The 19276-nt window shown below is 59.3% G+C and carries 14 protein-coding genes; 2 read left to right on the top strand and 12 right to left on the bottom strand.

Annotation, left to right across the window (positions count from 1 at the left end; genetic code table 11):
• On the top strand, window positions 1-5115 hold a 5115-nt coding region (locus D1641_RS16620; protein ID WP_160667675.1), incomplete at its 5' end, for a SpaA isopeptide-forming pilin-related protein.
• A 434-nt stretch (window positions 5116-5549) separates the two neighbouring features.
• On the opposite strand, the gene D1641_RS16615 is transcribed toward D1641_RS16620, so the two are convergent.
• The 12 genes from D1641_RS16615 to D1641_RS16560 all read right to left on the bottom strand — a co-directional run bounded on the left by D1641_RS16615 (window position 5550) and on the right by D1641_RS16560 (window position 18537).
• A complete protein-coding gene (locus tag D1641_RS16615; protein ID WP_160667674.1) occupies window positions 5550-6167 on the bottom strand; it encodes a hypothetical protein in 618 nt (205 codons plus the stop codon).
• 320 nt (window positions 6168-6487) lie between these two features.
• Window positions 6488-8242 carry an NADH-dependent [FeFe] hydrogenase, group A6 gene (locus tag D1641_RS16610; protein WP_243149444.1) on the bottom strand — a complete coding sequence of 585 codons (1755 nt, stop codon included), beginning with the start codon at window positions 8240-8242 and terminating at the stop codon, window positions 6488-6490.
• Between the two features lie 20 nt (window positions 8243-8262).
• Window positions 8263-10092 carry an NADH-quinone oxidoreductase subunit NuoF gene (locus D1641_RS16605; protein ID WP_160667679.1) on the bottom strand — a complete coding sequence of 610 codons (1830 nt, stop codon included), beginning with the start codon at window positions 10090-10092 and terminating at the stop codon, window positions 8263-8265.
• Window positions 10093-10162: 70 nt separating this feature from the next.
• Window positions 10163-10657: an NAD(P)H-dependent oxidoreductase subunit E gene (locus tag D1641_RS16600; RefSeq protein ID WP_160667672.1), complete on the bottom strand. Its 495-nt coding sequence runs from the start codon at window positions 10655-10657 to the stop codon at window positions 10163-10165.
• Between the two features lie 91 nt (window positions 10658-10748).
• A complete protein-coding gene (locus D1641_RS16595; RefSeq protein WP_160667671.1) occupies window positions 10749-12356 on the bottom strand; it encodes a BCCT family transporter in 1608 nt (535 codons plus the stop codon).
• Window positions 12357-12488: 132 nt separating this feature from the next.
• A complete protein-coding gene (locus D1641_RS16590; protein ID WP_160667670.1) occupies window positions 12489-13652 on the bottom strand; it encodes an FAD-binding oxidoreductase in 1164 nt (387 codons plus the stop codon).
• Window positions 13649-13936, bottom strand: coding sequence for a (2Fe-2S)-binding protein (locus D1641_RS16585; protein ID WP_243149442.1), 288 nt, complete (start codon window positions 13934-13936; stop codon window positions 13649-13651). The genes D1641_RS16590 and D1641_RS16585 overlap by 4 nt, the downstream gene beginning before the upstream one ends.
• Window positions 13937-13952: 16 nt before the next feature.
• A complete protein-coding gene (locus D1641_RS16580; RefSeq protein ID WP_201757410.1) occupies window positions 13953-14441 on the bottom strand; it encodes a 4Fe-4S binding protein in 489 nt (162 codons plus the stop codon).
• Window positions 14442-14443: 2 nt separating this feature from the next.
• Window positions 14444-15526, bottom strand: coding sequence for an NAD(P)/FAD-dependent oxidoreductase (locus D1641_RS16575; protein WP_160667669.1), 1083 nt, complete (start codon window positions 15524-15526; stop codon window positions 14444-14446).
• Window positions 15523-15837 carry a (2Fe-2S)-binding protein gene (locus D1641_RS16570; protein ID WP_160667668.1) on the bottom strand — a complete coding sequence of 105 codons (315 nt, stop codon included), beginning with the start codon at window positions 15835-15837 and terminating at the stop codon, window positions 15523-15525. The genes D1641_RS16575 and D1641_RS16570 overlap by 4 nt, the downstream gene beginning before the upstream one ends.
• Window positions 15838-15903: 66 nt before the next feature.
• Complete coding sequence (locus D1641_RS16565) at window positions 15904-17235, bottom strand: MmgE/PrpD family protein (RefSeq protein WP_160667667.1); 1332 nt, start codon at window positions 17233-17235, stop codon at window positions 15904-15906.
• Window positions 17236-17295: 60 nt separating this feature from the next.
• A complete protein-coding gene (locus D1641_RS16560) occupies window positions 17296-18537 on the bottom strand; it encodes an NAD/NADP octopine/nopaline dehydrogenase family protein (protein WP_160667666.1) in 1242 nt (413 codons plus the stop codon).
• A 461-nt stretch (window positions 18538-18998) separates the two neighbouring features.
• On the opposite strand from D1641_RS16560, the gene D1641_RS16555 reads away from it, so the two are divergent.
• Window positions 18999-19276, top strand: a 278-nt coding sequence (locus tag D1641_RS16555) for a 2Fe-2S iron-sulfur cluster-binding protein (protein ID WP_160667665.1), incomplete at its 3' end; no start/stop codon positions are given.

The following is a 19276-nucleotide window of genomic DNA, read 5'->3' as shown; positions in this document are numbered from 1 at the left end:
ACGTTGGAGCAGTTTAAGGAGCTTCACGCCGATGACGTGCGGGGTATCGCCAGTCTGACCGAGGACGAGTACAAGTACGCCACCCAGCTTGCGGTTTGGGCTACCTGCGGCCAGCTTGCCGTCCCCGGCACCTCCTTTACGGCGGGCCGTGACACCCTCACCGCGCCCACGTCGGATGCTCAGAAAATCCGCATTTTTGACAGCGTGAAGGCCATCCTGCGCCTTGCCAACGGCTGGACGAAATACCTCTACACCGGCCTGTCCCTCCGGGCCGAGGAAAACCGGGACGTGCGTGGTGTGGAAGTAGTCAACGAGTTCGGTCTGGAAGGGGCCGCAGAGGACAACACCGACGGTATCAAGCTGGAGCGCATCAACGGCAAGGAGTATTACACCCGCGTAGTGTATGTGTCCTCCGCCACCTCTACCTGGATCGACGAGTATACGACCAAGGTGTACTCCACCGATGCCCCGGCTGGCACCATCTTTGTGGCGGAGAACAATTCGCCCTTGGAAACGGTGCAGGAGAACGGGGCCACCTGCTATAAGGTGGACACCAGCAAGAACCGCAATACCACCCTCAACTCCAACGGAAGCGAGTATTACGGCGCGTTCAAGGTCTGCATCCCCGTGGACACCGCTGCCGCCGAGGGCAGCTTCACCATCAAGGCCACAGGCGGCGTGGCGCAGTTTAATTTGTACCTGGCCTACAATCCCTCCGCGTCGGAGCAGTCCTATATCATCTCCGACCCCGGCTATACCAATCTGGACGCCCAAATCCCCTTTTCGTGGAGCGGCACCGAAGATTTGACCGAAACCGCCAGCCTGCAAGTGGTCAAGGCCGGGGCGGGCGGCGCTCCCCTGGAGGGGGCCGAGTTTACCCTGACCGGCAGCGGCGGCACCACCGTCACCGGCACCACCGACCGCAACGGGCAGATCGTATGGCGCGACCTGCCCGCTGACGAGAAGTACACGCTGACGGAAACCAGCGCCCCGGAGGGCTATCAGATCATGGCCCCCATGAACGTCACCCTGACCGCTGGCCGCACCGAGTATCTGACCGTCACCGACGATGTGGAGCGTGGCTTCACCATCAAGAAGGTGGACGCACAGAACAAGGGCAGCTTGCAGGGGGCCGTGTTCCGCTTTGAGCAGATCGACGGCTCCTATATGACCACCGGCATCACTGGCTTTGATGGCACCATCTCCTTTGAGGGCGACGAACTGCCCTACGGCTCCTATCGTATCACGGAACAGTCGCCCCCGGACGGCTATTTGAAGTCCTCCCGCGTGGAAACGGTGGAGTGGGACGGCACCAAGGACGTTCTTATCACCTGGGAGAATGTACGGGACATCAGCCTGACCATCCTGAAGGTAGACGAGCAGACCGGCGTATCCCTGCCCAACGCCACCTTTGATGTGTACGCGGACGGCCAGCTTATCACCTCCGTTACCACCAACGACAACGGCGAGGCCCGCGTGACCGGCATCCGTAAAGAAGCCTATATTGAGATCGTGGAAACCGCCGCCCCCGCTGGGTATATGCTGGATAAGACGCCCCACGGCATCCACATTGATCCGTATGACCCCGCCACCGAGGATGACCCCGTGCTGACCGTCACCAACCGGGCGCGGCCTGCTCTGCGTATTTTGAAGTACGACCTGAAAAGCAATTCCCCCATGCCTGACGTGACCTTTGAGGTCTGGCATGACGGCGACCTGTTCGGGGAGTACACCACCAACGCCAGCGGTGAGATTTTCCTCTATGACCTCGACCCCGGCACCTACCTTGTGAAAGAGGTAGCCACCGATGACGCCCATGTGGTGAACAGCACCCCCCAGCAAATCGAATTGAAGGCCGGTGAAACGCAGACGCGGGAGCTGGTCTTTTTCAATTCCCTGAAACCGGGCATCCATCTGGTGAAGGTGGACAGCGCAACCATGAAATCCCTGCCCAATGTCAGGTTTGAGTTCAAGCTGGTGGGCGGCTCCTACCGTCAGGAGTTCACCACCGATATTAACGGTGAGATCGACCTGTCCAAGCTGACCCCCGGCGCATACGAGGTGCGGGAGCTGGAGGCCCCGGACGGCTACCTGATTGACGATGCTGTTCGTGTCGTTCAAGTCAACCCGGACGAAAACGCCAATTTTGTGTTCACCAACACCCCCAAGCCCGCCCTGCGGCTTATCAAGACCAGCTCGGACGGCACCCGGCTGGGCGGCGTCCATTTCCGCATCGCCCGGATTGAGGACGGCACCCACTACCTTGACCGTATCACCGACGACAACGGCGAGATCAACATCGCCAACCTGGAACTGGGCGTGTATTCCATCAAGGAGACGGCCACAGTTGCCGACCACATTCTTGACCTCCAAGAATACCATGTGGAGCTGTTCGCGGGCCAGACCAGCACCATCACCATTGAGAACCAGCGCAGGCCCAACCTGATCGTCTACAAAAAGGACGCGGACACTGGCGACCCCATCCCCAACACCGTCTTTTTGGTAAAAGCGGCGGACGGCCACAGCGTGGACGAGATCAAGACCGACAGCGAGGGCAAGGCCACCCTGGACAACCTTCTGCCCGGAGTGTACGAGGTGAGCGAGAAATCCGTCCCGGCCCCCTGGCTCATGGACGCTCCCAGCCAGCTTGTGACCCTCTACCCCAACCGCGACCACACCATCTATTTTGAGAACCACAAGAAGCCCACCCTTACTGTGAACAAGGTGGACAGCATCACCGGCAGTCCCATCAAGGGGGCCAAGTTCGAGGTTTGGTACGGCTCCAACAATACGACCACCGGCGAGCTGAACAGCCTGGGCACCTTCTTCTCTGACGAGAACGGCCAGTTCTTTGTAGACCTCCTCCGGGACGGCTGGTACAAGGTGACGGAGCTGGCCCCCGCCGCAGGGTACACCATCAAGCAGCCGGCCACCCAGGAATTTTATATCAAGGGCGGCGAGAGCAAGGTTATCACCTTTGAAAATGTTCCGAAAAACGCGATAATTGTTGAGAAATACGACAGCGTGACCGGCGCGGCTCTGCCCGGATGCACATTCCAGTTGAAGTACCTGGGCGGGACTTCCGGCACAGGCGGCACCGTGATCGGCACCAAAGTCACCGGCAAGAACGGCACCGCCATGTGGACGGGCCTCAACCCCGGCGCGTATGTGCTGGAGGAAGTGGACGCGGCGGACGGGTACAACATTATCCAGTCCTCCGAAACCATCATGCTGGCCGACAGCGGGGAGCAGAGCGTTGTCACCGTCAGATTTACCAATGCCCCGGACGGCCAACTTCTTATCAGAAAGGTATGCTCCGTCAATCCCTCGGTGACGCTCCAGAACGCGGAGTTCAAAGTGATTTATGCGGACGGAACCGTTATAGGCGACAGCAACGGCGTGTTTAGAACAGATGAAAACGGCGAAATCCTCATTACCGGCCTGACCCCCGGCAAGAGTGTGGTGGTGACGGAAACCCGCGCCCCCGCTGGCTTTATTTTGGACACGCAGAGCCAGACGGTGCAGATCAAAGAGGGGCGAACCGTCAGCCTGACTTTCAAGAACCAGCCGAAAGGGGCTATCATTATCCAGAAACGGGACAGCGCCACCGGCCTGCCTTTGAGCGGCGCACAGTTCCGCGTGACCACCGCCGCAGGCTGTGAGGTAGGGCTGGACGGCGTGATCGGCACCAGCACCCTGACGCAGAACGGCATTTTCACTACGGACGCACAGGGCGAAATCAAGATCACCAACCTCGCCCCCGGCGCGTATGTGTTGACGGAGCTGAAAGCCCCGACAGGCTATGTCATGGACAGGGCCAGCACCAATGTTGTCATCGGGCAGGGCGGCGACACGCAGACCGTCGTTGTCACCAACTCCAAGGCCGGTACGCTGGTCATCGACAAACGGGATTCTCTCACCGGGAAGCCGCTGGAGGGCGTCACCTTCAAAGTGACCACCTCCACGGGCGAGTTTGTTCCCAATGAAAACGGGCAGATCAGCAGCAACGGCCTGTATTTCACCGATAAGGACGGCAAAATCACCATTAACGGCGTTGTCGGTACGCTGGTGGTGACGGAGACGGCCACCATCCCCGGCTACACCATCGACGAGGCCACCCGGACGCAGACGGTAGTTGTGAACCCCAACGACACGCAGACCCTCCACTTCACCAACACGCCCAGCACCACCCTTGTAATTGAGAAGTATATCGAGGGCACCACGACCCCGCTGAAAGGCGTCACTTTCCTTGTTACCGACAGCACCGGCGCGGTGGTGGGACAGAGCAACGGAGAGTTTATCACCGACGAGAATGGCCGCATTGTTATCAACGACCTCACTCCCGGCACCACCATCACCGCGAGGGAGGTTAAAACTCTGGAGGGCTATGTTCTGGACACCACGCCCAAGTCCATTCTCATTAAGGCGGGGGAAGTTCAAACTTTGCGCTTCTACAACGCCAAGCAGGGAACCATCGTGATCCGCAAGCTGGATAAGCAGACCGGGGAACCGCTGGCCGGGGTGGAGTTCCAGATCACCTACTCGGACGGCTCCTACCTGGACGATGACTACGGCCACCTGTCCAGCAAGGGCCTTTACAAGACCGACGCCAACGGGGAAATCCGTATTTCCGGCGTGGTGGGTACGCTGGTTATCACCGAAACCAAGCCCCTGCCCGGTTATGTAATGGACGAGGGCAACAAAACGCAGACGGTCAAGGTCAACGCCAGCGACACGCAGACCATCACCGTGTATAACACGAAGGTGGGCGGTTTGACCATCATCAAAAAGGACGAGGAAACCGGGGAGCGCATTAAGGGCGTTCAATTTGAAGTCCGCAAGCTCAACGGGGAAATTATTGGCACCTATACCACTGACGAGAACGGTGTTATCAACCTGCCCGAAGCGGAAAAGGGCTGGTATCAGGTGGTGGAGCTGAAAGCCGCCAAGGGCTATAAGCTGGACGACACGCCCCATCAGATCGAGGTAAAGGATGGGGGCACCGCCACCCTGGAGATCACCAACCGGCAGGCCGGGAGTGCCCTCATTCACAAAATCGACAGCGTGACCGGCAAGGGCATTTTTGGCGTGAAGTTCGCGCGCTTTGTTCCTTGACAATCTGCGTAGAAATACGCAATAAAACAAGGCAGATTTCGCAAGAAATCTGAACTCTATGCTTGATTCGGCAGGGGCAGAACCTGCCTGACCCGGTGTGACGGGTAACAAAAACTCTGATACTCCGACGTGCGCCCGTAGTGTCATACGGGATGTACGAAGCTCGGTAAAGAGCGGAGGCAATATCTGAGACGGTATTGCGCCGCAGGAGGCTATAAATCGGTCATGTCCAGTATGTGCTGTTGCAACCGACAAATGTCCTGAGAGTACGGCTCGTAAAAGAAAGGATGATTATACAGCCATCCGCCCCCATGCGGGGTACTGCCGCTGTTTGAGGTTTCCAATCGCTGAAAACAGCAGAAAACCATTGAGGTCGAATGTCTCTGGCAGAATATCACACAAGTCAGAGATGGCAGTCGGGCTACAGGGACGGGCTAAAACCGATATGCAAACCGTTGTCGTATAAGAAAGCATTTTACTTCTTGCTTGCTGCACCATGCTCGGACGGAAGTTTTGCAATAGCCGGTAAATTCTGCTACTTGTTCAATCGACATTACATCTGAATAATTAGTTAAGAGTTCCTCATAATACTTCCGCATCGTTACCAGATCGCTTTTTGTGAATACTTCATCGAATGAGGGCGCTTTTTTACAGCCTGCGCTTTTGTAAAAACCATCAGGAGCTTTGTATAATTCGGGATAATCGTCCCTCTCTCGTAGATACTGTACCACATCAGCAGTCTTGACTTTGAAGCGGCGAGTTTTTTTGCCGCTGTCCACACTTGGAACAAGGCCACTCTCTAATAGAAATAAGCACGTCTTTTTGCTGATATGGCAGATACTGTACATCTGCTCTTTAGTTATATATTCGGGGTACTCTGCCAAAACTTCGCGGCAGTATTTTTCGGTAATCATTGACTGCACCTCTCTGACAATATTGTGGTCAACAGCAGAAGTCTGTGCATAGTTCTCTCCAAATGTTTTTTGAGGAGCCGGAAACAGAAGCGGGATAGGGGCTTGAGTTCTCTCCTGAGTTCTCTCCGTTCTCTCCAAGTTCTCTCCTTTTTCCGATTTTCAGGCCATTTTTGAGGGTCATTCTGTGGGTTCGAATAAGCCTTGAAATTCCTGGGTTTTGAGCTGCAATCCCTTGACTTATCAACATTTTCTGAGTATACTATTTTCCAATGAAGTCCACAGCGGTCTTGTAAAGTTTTTTTGGCACAACGCACTCGAAATCAGTTTGCAGGCAACTGCACGTGGGTTCGAATCCCACCCGCTGCGCCATTGGGGCTGTGGTGATTTTTCACCACAGCCCCTTTTCGTGTCCGCCGGATGCCTCCTTGCGCGGGAACATCCCGCTCATTGAAGCGCAGTCAGGTGCGGTACTTCCTCATGGGGGCATAGTGCGTATGAAGGATCTCGTGGGCCCTGTGTCCGCCGGGCTTGCCCAGGTACTCCTGATAGATCTGCTGGAGCACCGGGTTCTCATGGCTGCGGCGCAGCTGGGTCCTGACATCCTGGCTATAGAGCGCTTCGGAGCGCAGCTTGACCAGGTCGGTAAAGCTGCGGACATCGGCGGGCTGCGTGGGCTGGCCGCCGCCGTTGATGCAACCGCCGGGACAGCCCATGATCTCGATGAAGTCGTAGTGGGCCTCCCCCTTCTTCACCCGGTCCAGAAGCTTCTTTGCGTTGGACAGTCCGGAGGCAACCGCCACGCGGACCGTGCGGCCGGGCAGGCAGTAACCCGCCTCCTTGATCCCCTCCAGTCCGCGCACCTCGTGGAAATCCACCTGCATCCCAACGCCGGCCAGCTTTACCGCGACGGTGCGCAGCGCAGCCTCCATCACTCCGCCGGTGGCGCCGAATATGGCGGCGGCGCCGGTGGACACGCCCAGGGCCTCGTCAAATTCCCCGTCTGGCAGGTGGTCGAAGAGCAGACCCGCCCGCTTAATCATGCTGCTGAGCTCCCGGGTGGTGATGGAGATATCCACCGGCAGGCAGCCGTTGGCAAGGCGCATCTCCTCCCGCTGGACCTCGTATTTTTTGGCGGTGCAGGGCATGACAGACACCACGACGATATCCCTGGGGTCGATTCCCTCCTTCTCGGCGTAGTAGGTCTTGACCAGGGAGCCAAACATCTGCTGTGGAGACTTGCAGGAGGACAGGTTGGGGATCAAATCGGGCTGATGCAGCTCACAGTAGCGTATCCAGCCGGGGGAGCAGGAAGTAATCATAGGCAGAACGCCGCCGTTTTGCAGCCGGTCCAGGAACTCGGTGCCCTCCTCCACAATGGTAAAGTCAGCCGCCGTGTCCACATCGAACACCCGGTCAAAGCCCAGGCGGCGCAGGGCAGTGGCCAGCTTGCCCTCCACGTTGGTGCCGATGGGCATTCCCAGGCACTCGCCAAGGGTGACGCGCACGGCGGGAGCGGGGGCCACCACCACATGCTTGGCCGGGTCGTCCAGGGCGGCCCAGACCTTTTCCGTGTCGTCCCGGACGGTGAGCGCGCCGGTGGGACAGGCCACCACGCACTGTCCGCAGGAGACGCAGTCCACCTCGCCCAGGTCCCGGTCGTAGGCGCAGGCGATGTGGGTCTTGAAGCCCCGTTCGTTGGGGCTGATGACGGCCACCTGTTGCACCTTATGACAGGTGGCGGTGCACCGCCGGCACAGGATGCACTTGGAGTTGTCCCGGACCAGATGGAGGGCGGAGTCCTCGATCTGGGGAGGGAGCTGGTCGTTGGCGTAGCGAACCGCGTCGATCCTCAGCTCATTGGCCAGGGCAAGCAGCTCGCAGTGGGAGTTGCGGGCGCAGGTCAGGCAGTCCATACGGTGGTTGGACATGATGAGCTCCAGAGTCAGCTGGCGGGAGTGGCGCACCTTTTCGGTGTTGGTGCGCACCACCATCCCCTCGCTCACCGGGTAGACGCAGGAGGCCACCAGGCTGCGGGCTCCCTCCACTTCTACCACGCAGATGCGGCAGGCGCCGATCTCGTTAATATTTTTTAAAAAGCACAGGGTAGGGATGCGGATACCCACCGAACGGGCGGCCTCCAGAATCGTGGTCCCTTCGGGCACGCATACGTCCAGCCCGTTGATTTTCAGATTTACCTGTTTTACAGCATTCAAAGCCATAGTCTCCTCCCCCTTCAGCCCTTGGAGATCGCGCCGAAGCGGCAGGCGTCCATACAGGCGCCGCACTTGACGCATTTACTGTTGTCAATGGTATGGGGCGCCCGCAGGATGCCCGAGATGGCCCCGGTGGGACAGGAGCGGGTACACAGCGTACAGCCCTTGCACTTTTCCGGGTCCACGGTGTAGCGCAGCAGATTCTTGCAGACGCCGGCCGGGCAGCGCTTCTCCACCACATGCGCCACATACTCCTCCCGGAAGTGCTTCAGTGTGGACAGCACCGGGTTGGGCGCGGTCTGGCCCAGGGCGCACAGGGCGCTGCTCTTCAGGTGGTTGCACAGCTCCTCAATGGTGTCCAGGTCCTCCAGGGTGCCCTCACCCCTGGTAATCTTGTCCAGCAGATCGTAGAGCCGCTTGGTGCCAATCCGGCAGGGGGCGCATTTGCCGCAGGACTCGTCCACGCAGAACTCCAGGAAGAACTTGGCGATGTCCACCATGCAGTTGTCCTCATCCATAACAATCAGCCCGCCGGAGCCCATCATGGAGCCGATGGCGGCCAGGGAGTCGTAGTCGATGGGGGTGTCGATGAGGGAGGCGGGGATGCAGCCGCCGGAGGGGCCGCCGGTCTGGGCGGCCTTGAACCGCTTGCCGTTGGGGATGCCGCCGCCGATCTCCTCCACAATGGTGCGCAGCGTGGTGCCCATGGGGACCTCCACCAGGCCGGTGTTGGCGATCTTTCCCCCCAGGGCAAAGACCTTGGTGCCCTTGGATTTCTCCGTGCCAATGGCGGCATAGGCCTGGGCCCCGTGGTTGAGAATCCAGGTGACGTTGGCGTAGGTCTCCACGTTGTTGAGCAGGGTGGGCCTCTGGAACAGGCCCTTGACCGCCGGGAAGGGGGGACGGGGATGGGGCTCGCCCCGGCGGCCCTCGATGGAGGTCATCAGAGCGGTCTCCTCGCCGCACACGAAGGCCCCCGCGCCCAGGCGTAGCGCCAGGCGGAAGGTAAATCCGCTGTTCAGGATGTTCTCACCCAGCAGACCATATTCCTCGGCCTGAGCGATGGCCGTCTCCAGGCGGTGCACCGCAATGGGATACTCCGCCCGCACGTAGATGTAGCCCTGGTCGGAGCCGACGGTGTAGCCGGCGATAATCATGGCCTCGATGACGCTGTGGGGGTCTCCCTCCAGGATGGAGCGGTCCATAAAGGCGCCGGGGTCGCCCTCGTCGGCGTTGCAGCAGACGAATTTCACCCCGTCTTCGCTGGAGGCGTTGGCGGTAAACTGCCACTTCTGTCCCGCCGGGAAGCCCGCGCCCCCTCGGCCCCGCAGACCGGAGCTCTTCAGTGTGTCAATGATCTCCTGGGCCGGGGTTTTCTCGGTGAGGATGCGGGTGAGAGCCTGATAGCCGTCCACCGCCAGATACTCATTGATGTTTTCAGGGTCGATTTTTCCGCAGTTGCGCAGGGCAATGCGCAGCTGGGGCTGGTAAAACTCCATGTCGTCCAGGCGGCGAGTGACTTCGCCGGTGTCGGCCTCCCGGTGGAGCAGACGCTCCACAAGCCGCCCGTTTACAATGTGCTCTGAAACAATCTCCGGCACATCCCCCGGCGTCACATGGCTGTAGAAGATTCCCTCCGGGTAAATCAGGACCACAGGCCCCATGGCGCACAGCCCGAAGCAGCCTGTGCGCACCACCCGGTTCCGGTCCGCCACTGCCTGTTCTTCCAGCTCCGCCTGGAACCCGGCGATGATGTCCAGACTCTTGGAGGAGGTGCAGCCCGTGCCGGCGCATACCATAATGTGCCGCGTCACGCCCTCGGCCCGCTCCTCCGCGAAGCGGGGGGCCATCTCGGTGCTGATCTGAGCTCGGATCTGGTCCAGTTGCTCCAAAGTTTTCAATGTGTTTCCCTCCCGCTCCTCACATGTATTTGTCCAAAATGGGCCCGACCTGGTCTGGGGTAAGCCGCCCATAGACGTCGCTGTCCACCATCATCACCGGGGCCAGCCCGCAGGCGCCGATGCACCGCGTGGCGTCCAGGGAGAAGCGGCCGTCCAGGGTGATGCTGCCGTTGCAGATCCCCAGCTTTTTCTCCGCCGCCTCCAGCACCTCCGCCGCCCCCTTGACATAGCAGGCGGTACCCAGGCATACGGACACCTGATGCACGCCCTTGGGGTTGAAGGAGAACTGCGCATAGAAAGAGCCCACACTGTAGAGCTCGGAGAGGGAGATGTCCATCTCCTCCGCGGCGATAATCAGGGCCTCCTCGGGCAGGTATCCGAAGATGCTCTGGATTTCCTGGAGAACGGGCATGACCGCCCCCGGCTGGCCTTTGTGGTCCTGGAGGAAGCGGCGCAGCCGGTCCTCCTGCTCCTGTGTCCCGCGGTAAGGCACCACGGTTTTACAATTTGGCATGTAAGTCCCTCCTCAATTTCTGTTCAGCAAAAAACAACCGGCCGGCGGCCGGTTGTTTTTTGCTTCATCTGCCGCAACAGCTGTCTATAAATTATTCTGTGCTCTCCTCCTGCGGCATCGGTCCGATGGGGGCGCCATTGGCTAAGGACTCCCGCTGCTGCGGAGTAAGGGCTTTTATTTCCCGGTCCACCGTGCCGTCACACATTCGCCACAGGCAGGGAAGGGAAATGAATGTCAGAATATAAATGGGCAGGGCGTATACAATGGACATATTTTGCAGAGAGGTCGTCCCGGTGGAGCCCAGGCAGAACAGGCACAGGAAGGTGGTAACGCCGCACAGGATGCCCCAGAAAAACTTGATGCGCACAGGAGCCTCGTCCTCGGTAATACGCTTGACGGTAATCGCGGCGATGGTTCCGGTCATAGCGTCGGCCAGGGTGATGAACGAGAAAAACAGGGCCGCCACAACAATGGGAATGGTAAGCCCCTTCAGCGGCATCAGGTTGAGCAGCGCGTAGTTGGCGATGGGAATCCCCTTCTCCGCCACCTCGGCGCCTATGCTGGCCCCGTTGAACAGGTCCTGGAAAATGGCGTTGCCGCCAAAGGCCACAAACCACACAGTCACAAACGCGGCGGGGCAGAAGATGTTAACCAGCAGATAGGAACGCCAGGAGCGGCCCTTGGAAATCTTGGCCAGGAAGCAGCCGATCAGCGGGGCGTATGCGGTGATCCAGGCCATATAGAACACTGTCCACCCCTGGAACCAGCCTTGTCCCTCGTTGGTGGGGTCAAGGGAGAACACGTTGGGGATAAAGTCGATGATCTGCTGGCCGATGCTGGCGGTGAGGAGCTTCAGCTCGAACACAGTGTCGCCAAGCAGGAACAGGAACGCGATCAGGAAAATATAGATGTAGGTGTTGGTGCTGGAGATGATGGCCATGCCCTTTTTTACCCCCCGGCCGGAGGAGACGGTGTAGGAGATGGTGACCAGAAGCAGGGTGGCTATGTAGATCAGATTGGAGGGCTTGATGCCAAACACATAATCCAGGCCAGAGGCAAACTGCTGTACGCCGAAGCCCAGGGAGGTGACCATGCCGCCAATCAGGGCAAGCAGAGACAGAACGTCAATCACTTTCCCGATGGGGCCAAAAACCTTATCCTTCAAGAGGGGATAAAAGGCGGAGGAAGGGCGGGGCGGCAGGTTGTGGTTATAGATCATATAGCCGGCAATCAGGCCCCAGAAGGTGAAGATGCCGTAATAAATAAAGCCCCAGTGGAACTGCGACTGAGAGATGGCTCGGACCACGGCCTCCGGAGTTTCCGGGTCAATATTCCACCACACAGGGGGATTGTGGAAGTAGGTGATAGGCTCACCCACCGCGTAAAACACCACCGCGGTGGCGATGCCGGAGCAGATAGCCATGCTGATCCAGGCGAAGTTACTGTACTCCACTTTCGCGCTCGGGCCGCCCACCCGCTTGCTTGCGAGAGGGGTGAAGCAGACGATCAGGCACGCGACAACCATCACCACGGAACCGATCATCATAAACCAGCCGGTCCAGTCGGTTACTGCGTTGAACAGGAAGGTCATCGTGGTGTTGAAGAAGTCGTTAAAAACAAAGCCGAACAGAATAACGCCCAGCAGAATTATGGCGGTTGGAATAAAAATACCCTTCTCAATTTCGATCTTTTTGTTCACAATTACCTCTCTTTCTTTGATAACAAAAATCCAGGCATCGAAAACGATCATGCCATTCAGATGCCTGGATTATTGCAAAATAAGTATGCCTTCCGTCTTTCTGCGCGCCGTTCCGGGCGGCGCTCCACCTGTTTACAGCAGGGCCGGATCAATGACCAGGTTGCCCTTGGCAAAGCGGTCGATCATATAGGTGGGGACCATTTCCTCCGGCACGCTGAGCTTAGCTCCGATGGCGGCCTCGGCGGCCAGGGTCCCCAGGCCGCCGGCGAACATGGTGGCCTTTGTGGCGCCCAAGCCCAGGAAGAAGCCCTCTACCTCGGGAACGCCGCCCACCAGAATGCCGTGATCGGGCAGATTGCCATACTGGCCGGCCCAGTGGCGGATGATGCGCACATTGGCCAGGGCGGGGACCTGGGGGATCACCCGCTTGGCGAGCTCTTCAAGGAATTTCCATTCCGGCGTAAAATCGATGACACCGGCCTCCACATCGGGGTCAGACCAACCCATCAGGAATCCGCCGTGCTTCACCTGGACGATGTAGGTGTAATACTTATACAGAGAATAGATCATCGGCGCCTTGATGTATTCCAGCGGCTCGGTGACGACGATCTGGTGCTTTTCAGGCTCCAGGGGGATGGAGACGCCGGCCATACGGCCGATAAATTTGCCCCACTCGCCTGCGGCGTTGACCACACGGTTGGTGGCGATCTCGCCCTTGTCGGTGATAACACCCTTGATTTTGCCGCTCTCGATATTGAAGCCGATGACCTTGGTGTAGTTGTTGAACTCCGCGCCCCGATCCATGGCGCCCTTCTTATAGGCCAGGGCCAGCTTCATGGGATTGATGACACCCTCGCCGGTGTTGTAGGAACCGCCCAGAATGCCTTGGCCCTCCACATCCAAATAGGGAGAGACCTCTTTACAGCCCTTGGGGTCCAGAAGATGGGAGTCAAAGCCAAACTCTCGCTGCACCTTCACATTGGCCGCGCAGTGGTCCAGATCCTCCTGGGTGTGGGCGGGAAGGAGGTAGCCGCCCTTGCTGATCTCCAGGTCGCCGAAGCCGGTCTCCTCGCCCAGGTGGTCATACTCGTCGGTGGACAGCTTGGCCACGTGAAGGTTGGAGAGGGTGGCGAATTGCTGGCGGAACATGGCCGCGCACCGGCCGGAGCCGCCGAAGGGGGTGTACTGCTGCTCCACTACCACGACGTTCTTTACGCCCAGCTTGGTCAGGTGGTAGGCTGTGGAGGTACCGGCGTTGCCGCCGCCGATGACCACTACGTCTGCGGTTTTCCTCATGCGTCGTCACCTCCGTTCAACTGATGAACCTGTCCCAGGGTGATGGGCTTGATGGGGATACGGCTGACGGGCACGTCCACCTCGTCCACCGTTTTGCCCAGGTAGCTGGCGATCTCCCGGGCGATCATTTCCTTGCAGGTGCGGCCCTGACAGGGGCCCATGGTGCAGCGGGATTTCTTCTTGATCTCCTGCATGGAGGTCATGCCCTCATCCAGCATCTTGTGCAGGTCGGCCAGAGTCAGGTTTTCACAGCGGCACAGGATGATCTTGCTCTCGTCCATCATGATGTTCCCCCTCCTTTCAAACGCGGATGCTGCGCGCGTCATAGAGCAGGGAGGCGTCCACGCGCATGGTAATCACATTGGTGTGGTCCATCTTGGGACCGCTGAGGACGCGGACGATTTCCGCCTTGCCCACCACAAAGCCGTCCCGGCCCAGGGCGTCTACTATGTCGCCCTTCTGGGGCACAGGGAGCATCTCATAGGGGATGGTGATGTCGATCTTGCCGTCTCCCACCGTCTCGTTGATAACAAAGCAGGCCAGGCCGGGGCAGCGGCTGACGCAGCTGCCGCAGCCGGTGCAGGCGTCGTAGTCCACTCCGGGGCACTTGTTCAGCGCCTCCATCTTCACGGCGTGGAAGGCGCAGCTGGTGGAGCAGGGGTTGCAGGGGATCTCCTCATAGCACTCCATGACCACATAGGGGCCCTTGGCCCGCCGCTGGGCGGAGGGGAGGAGCTTTTCAAACATCTCACGGCTGGCGATGCCGGTACTGTCTAATGTTCCACTCACGTTCAACCCTCCTTTGCCATCAGAGCCAGTCCATCCCGGATTTTCTGCCCGGTCTTGCCGGAGCGCAGGATGTTCAGCTGCTCGATCCATTCGTCACGCTTCTTCAGCACATCGGGGCGGTTCATGCCGGTGGCGATGGCCGCCGACAGTCCGGCGATGCTGCCCTCAATCATAGCGGCGGTGGCCTCCTCAATGCAGGACACGTCGCCCGCCACATACACGCCGGGGGCGGTGGTCTCCAGGTTCTCGTTCCGCTCGGGGACGAAGCCGCCCAGCTGGGGGATGTAGTGCATTTTGGCACCAGTGTGGGAGATCAGCTCGCTCAGGGGAGCCAGGCCCACGGACAGGCAGATGGTGTCCACTTCAACCTCCCGCTCGGTGCCGGGCACCAGCTGGAACCTGTCGTCCATGTCGCACAGCACCGCGCCGGTGACATGGGTGTCGCCCAGGGCGGCCTTCACAGTGGTCTTGGTGTAGATGGGCACTCCCATGCGGCGGACCTTGGAGGCGTGGACCTTGTAGCCGCCGATCCGGGGGGCGGCCTCCACGATAGCCACCACGTTCACCCCCGCCTGAAGCAGCTGATAGGTGACAATCAGGCCGATGTTGCCCGCGCCGATCATCAGCACCTTCTGGCCGGGCTGGATGCCGTAGACATTCATCAGGGTCTGGACCGCGCCGGCGCCGTAGACACCGGGCAGGTCATTGTTTTCAAACTGGAGCATCTTCTCGGCGGCGCCGGTGGAGATGATGATCTTCTCGGCGGTCATGTGGCCGTATCTGTCGCCCTCCTCGTAGGAGATGACCCGGTCGGAGTAGATGCCCAGCACGTCGGTGTTCACCTTGACCTCAATGCGGGGATTTTCCATGATCTGCTTGCGCAGGATGTCCACGATTTCAATGCCCCGGGTGCCGGCCCGCTCCCGCTCGGAGCCGAAGAACCGATGGGTCTGCTTGATGAGCTGTCCGCCCAGCTCACTCCAGCGGTCCATGATGGTCACACGCACGCCCGTCTCGGCGGCGGCCAGGGCGGCGCTCATGCCGGCGGGACCTCCGCCGATGACCACTACGTCTGTAAATTTCATGTCTCAGCACCCCCCATCAGCGAGCCGGAGCCCTTCTGGAGCTTCACGACCATGCCGCTTTTCAGCGGCTCCACACAGACACGCACATTGGGCACGCCGTTTACCTCCATCAGGCAGGACGAGCAGTTGCCGATGGCGCAGAAGAAGCCCCGGGGACGGCCGTGGTGCTCCCGCAGCTCCCGCACGCCGTTGGCGTGGAGGGCGGCGGCGATGGGCTCTCCCTCGTACCCCTCCAGTGTCTGCCCCTCGAAGGTGAACTGGACAGTTTTGCCGTGTTCATATTCGAGTACCGGATGTTTTTCGATCCTCACATTGGCACCTCCTATTAATATTGATTTCTCTTTCTTCGCTCGCTGGGCCCGCTTGGGGATGCTGCGTTACTTGCTCATAATCTCGTTAATCCGGCCCACCACGTCACGCAGAGGCATGTCCTCGGCGCCCTGCAGCAGGGCCAGGATTTCTCTGGCAGACTGTTCCGGGATGACGGCGGAGGTGATCCGCACGAATTTTCTGGAGAGCCACTCCAGGCTGATGCGGTCGCTGGCCTCGCCGGGAGCGGCGTAGGGCAGGGACTTTAAAATCCGTCCGTCCTTCAGGGTCACCTCGATCCAGGCCAGGCGCTTTTCGGGGAACTGGGCGTCCATCTCGGGGTCCACCACAAAGTCCAGCCGCTTCATCATGTCCAGCACGGCGGGGTCGTCCAGGGCCTCTTCCGTAACCTGCCTGTAGCCCAGATCTCCGTGGACCAGCGCGGCGGCTACCGGCCAGGCGATGTTGTACTGGGCCTCGTCTGCCCGGTGGGGAACGATCTTGGACAGGCGGGAGGCGGAGTTGAAGGTGTGGACGGTGACCCGGGAGATGTCGGCCCCGGAGATATGCTCTGCCTGCTTCATATCCAGCCAGGCCTGGATGGGCTGGTGAGCCCAGCGGCAGCAGGTGAAGGGCTTGAAGTACAGGTTCATGATCTCATAGGTCTTGCCCAAGGTGTCCAGAAGGGGCTGGTACTCCTCCAGCTCCAGGGTGTAGGTCCTGCCGGTGGTGCCGGCCTGGGTCTCCAGCACGGCCATGGCCCCCAGAAGAGCGCCGAAGGGCACCCCGTCCTTGTTCATGGAGGGGTACTCCACCGCCCGCATGACGGGGGTGAGGGGGGCGTGGAAGTCGGCCACGGAGAGGGCGTTGTTCAGCTCCTCCCTGCTCAGGCCAAAGATGCGGCCCACCCCGGCGGCGGTGCTCACCGCGCCGTAGGCGCCGGTGCTGTGGAGGAAGCTGTAGTGGTCCTGGATGGCCAGTCCGGTGCGGACGGCCACGTCATAGGCGACGACCAGGGTGGTCAGGTACTCACGGTATGTAATATTCTTCTCCAAACCGGCCGCCAGAATACCGGCGACAAAGGAGGTCCCGGGGTGGCCCTTGATCATGTTGTGGCCGTCGTCAATGTCGAAGGAGTTGGAGCCGTGGCCCATAGCCACCGTGGCGCCGATAAAGCTGTAGGTGTCGGGGGCACCCACCACAGGCACATCTCCGCCGGAGTAGAGCTGTTTAGCCAGCCTGCTGCCGGCGGCAAACTGCCGACCCTGGCTGCCCAGGATCAGGGCGGTCATCAGGTCGATGCCGCAGCCCCTGGCCCGCTCCTGGACCTGGGCAGGAAGGTCCTCCCATTTGGTGTCCAGAATGTAGCGCTCCAGCTTGTAATTGGTATTAAAATTCATGGTCTCCCTCTTTATCTTCCAGGCCGCCCTGGGGAATGCTCAGAGCGGCCTGGTTTTTAGTTACTTCTTATATACGCCGTCGTTCAGGTAGGCCAGCAGGTCCTCCTTGGACATGTCGTCAATGCCCAGATAGGCCAGGGTGTAGCGGCTGTCCTGGAAGAAGCTCTTCTTGTGCATGGCGCCGGCCAGGATAATCATGGAGTCGATGATGGGGGTGGGCACGCCGTACTGCACGCCCAGGTCGTGGTAGATCTTGCAGCCGATGGGCACGTCCTCGGTCATATAGCGGTGATGGATGGTGTTGGGGCCGGTGTTCCCCTCGTTGGAGGGCTGGTCCAGCGGGAAGACCACGTTGTCGTTGCCGTTCTCGTCCAGGCCCATGTACTCCTGGGTCAGCACGCTGCGGCGGGAGAAGAACATCTCATACTTGTACTCGGGGCAGCCCACGCCGATGGCCTTGGCAAGAGCGATCTCCTCGTTGTAGAACTGATACTGCACCTCGCAGATGGAGGGGCACAGGCCGTGGGAGTACATGGAGTAGGTGGTCTTATCGTTGCCGCAGAAGATGACGCCCCAGTTCTCCATGGTGGACACGCCCAGCACGGTGGCGGGGACGTGGATGACGGGGTTGACATTGGCGAAGTCCACATCCAGGATGGTGTTGGCCTTGGAGGGGCCCTCGCCCTGGGTCACGGCGTCCATACAGGGCAGGTACTTGGAGGCCTCCAGGAAGTCGTCGGTGTCCTTCATGGGCAGGGCGGCGCCCCGCAGGGTGATGGCGCGGTATTTGGCGCTGACATGGGGGAACTGGAACTTGCCGATGGACTCAATCCGAGTGCCGTAGGGAGCGGAGGACCAGCCGCCTACGATGACCTTCTTGGTGCAGCCCATCTCCCGCATCAGACGGCGGAGGAGCAGACAGCCGAAGTTGTCGGCGAAGACATTGACCACCTGGCCGTCCTCCAGGTGGGGGATCAGGGCGCGGAACACAGACTCGTGGCCCCAGGAGCCCATAGCCACGACAATGTGCCCCGTCCCTTTCACAGCGGCGGCGATGTCAGTGGTCACCATATCAAAAAAAGCACGGCCGGAACGCTCAAAGCAATACTTGTTGCGCTGAATGCCGTCCAGCAGAATCCCGGTCTTATCCAGATCCTTCAGAGAACTGGCGGCAAAAGGCATGGCATCGTAAATGCGGACCTCCCGGCCGGCCAGCTTCATGTCGGCGGCACAGGTCTTGCCCACAGCGCCGCCGCCCAGGACAGCGATAGGCATATTTTTGAGGTACTCCATTTTGCTCATAATAAAATCCTCCGTTTCGCCCTGAGCAGCCCGTGTAGTTCAGGGTGGGTTTTGATTTCCTGAACAGGAACAGCCAGTCTGCCTCCCTGTTTTTCAGGTACAAGCAAATTGTAGAGCGGTTTTGTCCTCGCGTCAATACAGTTTTCACTATTTTTATCATTTATGAAAACTATTAGGCGTTTCAAACAAAAATAAATGCGATTATGAGCTGAGGCACGGAGCTCGCTCGCATGATATATTCGTTTTTCCTGGTATATATTGTCGAAAATAAACAATTATTTTCCCGCAATCCATGTAATTGTTGTGCTTTATTGATTTTGTACACTATTTTTCCTAAATGACTTTTTCTTTTGACAAATCGATATTTTTGCCTGTATAATTCCTATAAGAAAACCATTTGCCTCATATACGTGCCCTGGATACCACAAAATCAAATCACTATCTTTAAAGGAGGACACCCCATGAATCTGAGAAAAATGTGGCTGAACATCAACGGCGTGGACCGGGTTTTCACCTGCGACCCCGAGGTGGACACCCTGGCCGACGTCCTGCGCCGCGTCGGACTGACGGGCACCAAGGTGGGCTGCGGCACCGGCGTGTGCGGCTCCTGCTCCGTCATCCTGAACGGCGAGCTGATTCGCTCCTGCACCCGGAAGGTAAAAGCCATCAAGGAGTACAGCACCGTCATCACCATCGAGGGCATCGGCACCCCCCAGAATCCCCACCCCATTCAGGTGGC

The organism is Colidextribacter sp. OB.20, assembly GCF_009911595.1.
Classification (GTDB): Bacteria; Bacillota; Clostridia; order Oscillospirales; family Oscillospiraceae; genus Lawsonibacter.
Note: the sequence above shows the minus strand (reverse complement) of the source record. Positions and strands in the feature narration are given on the sequence as shown.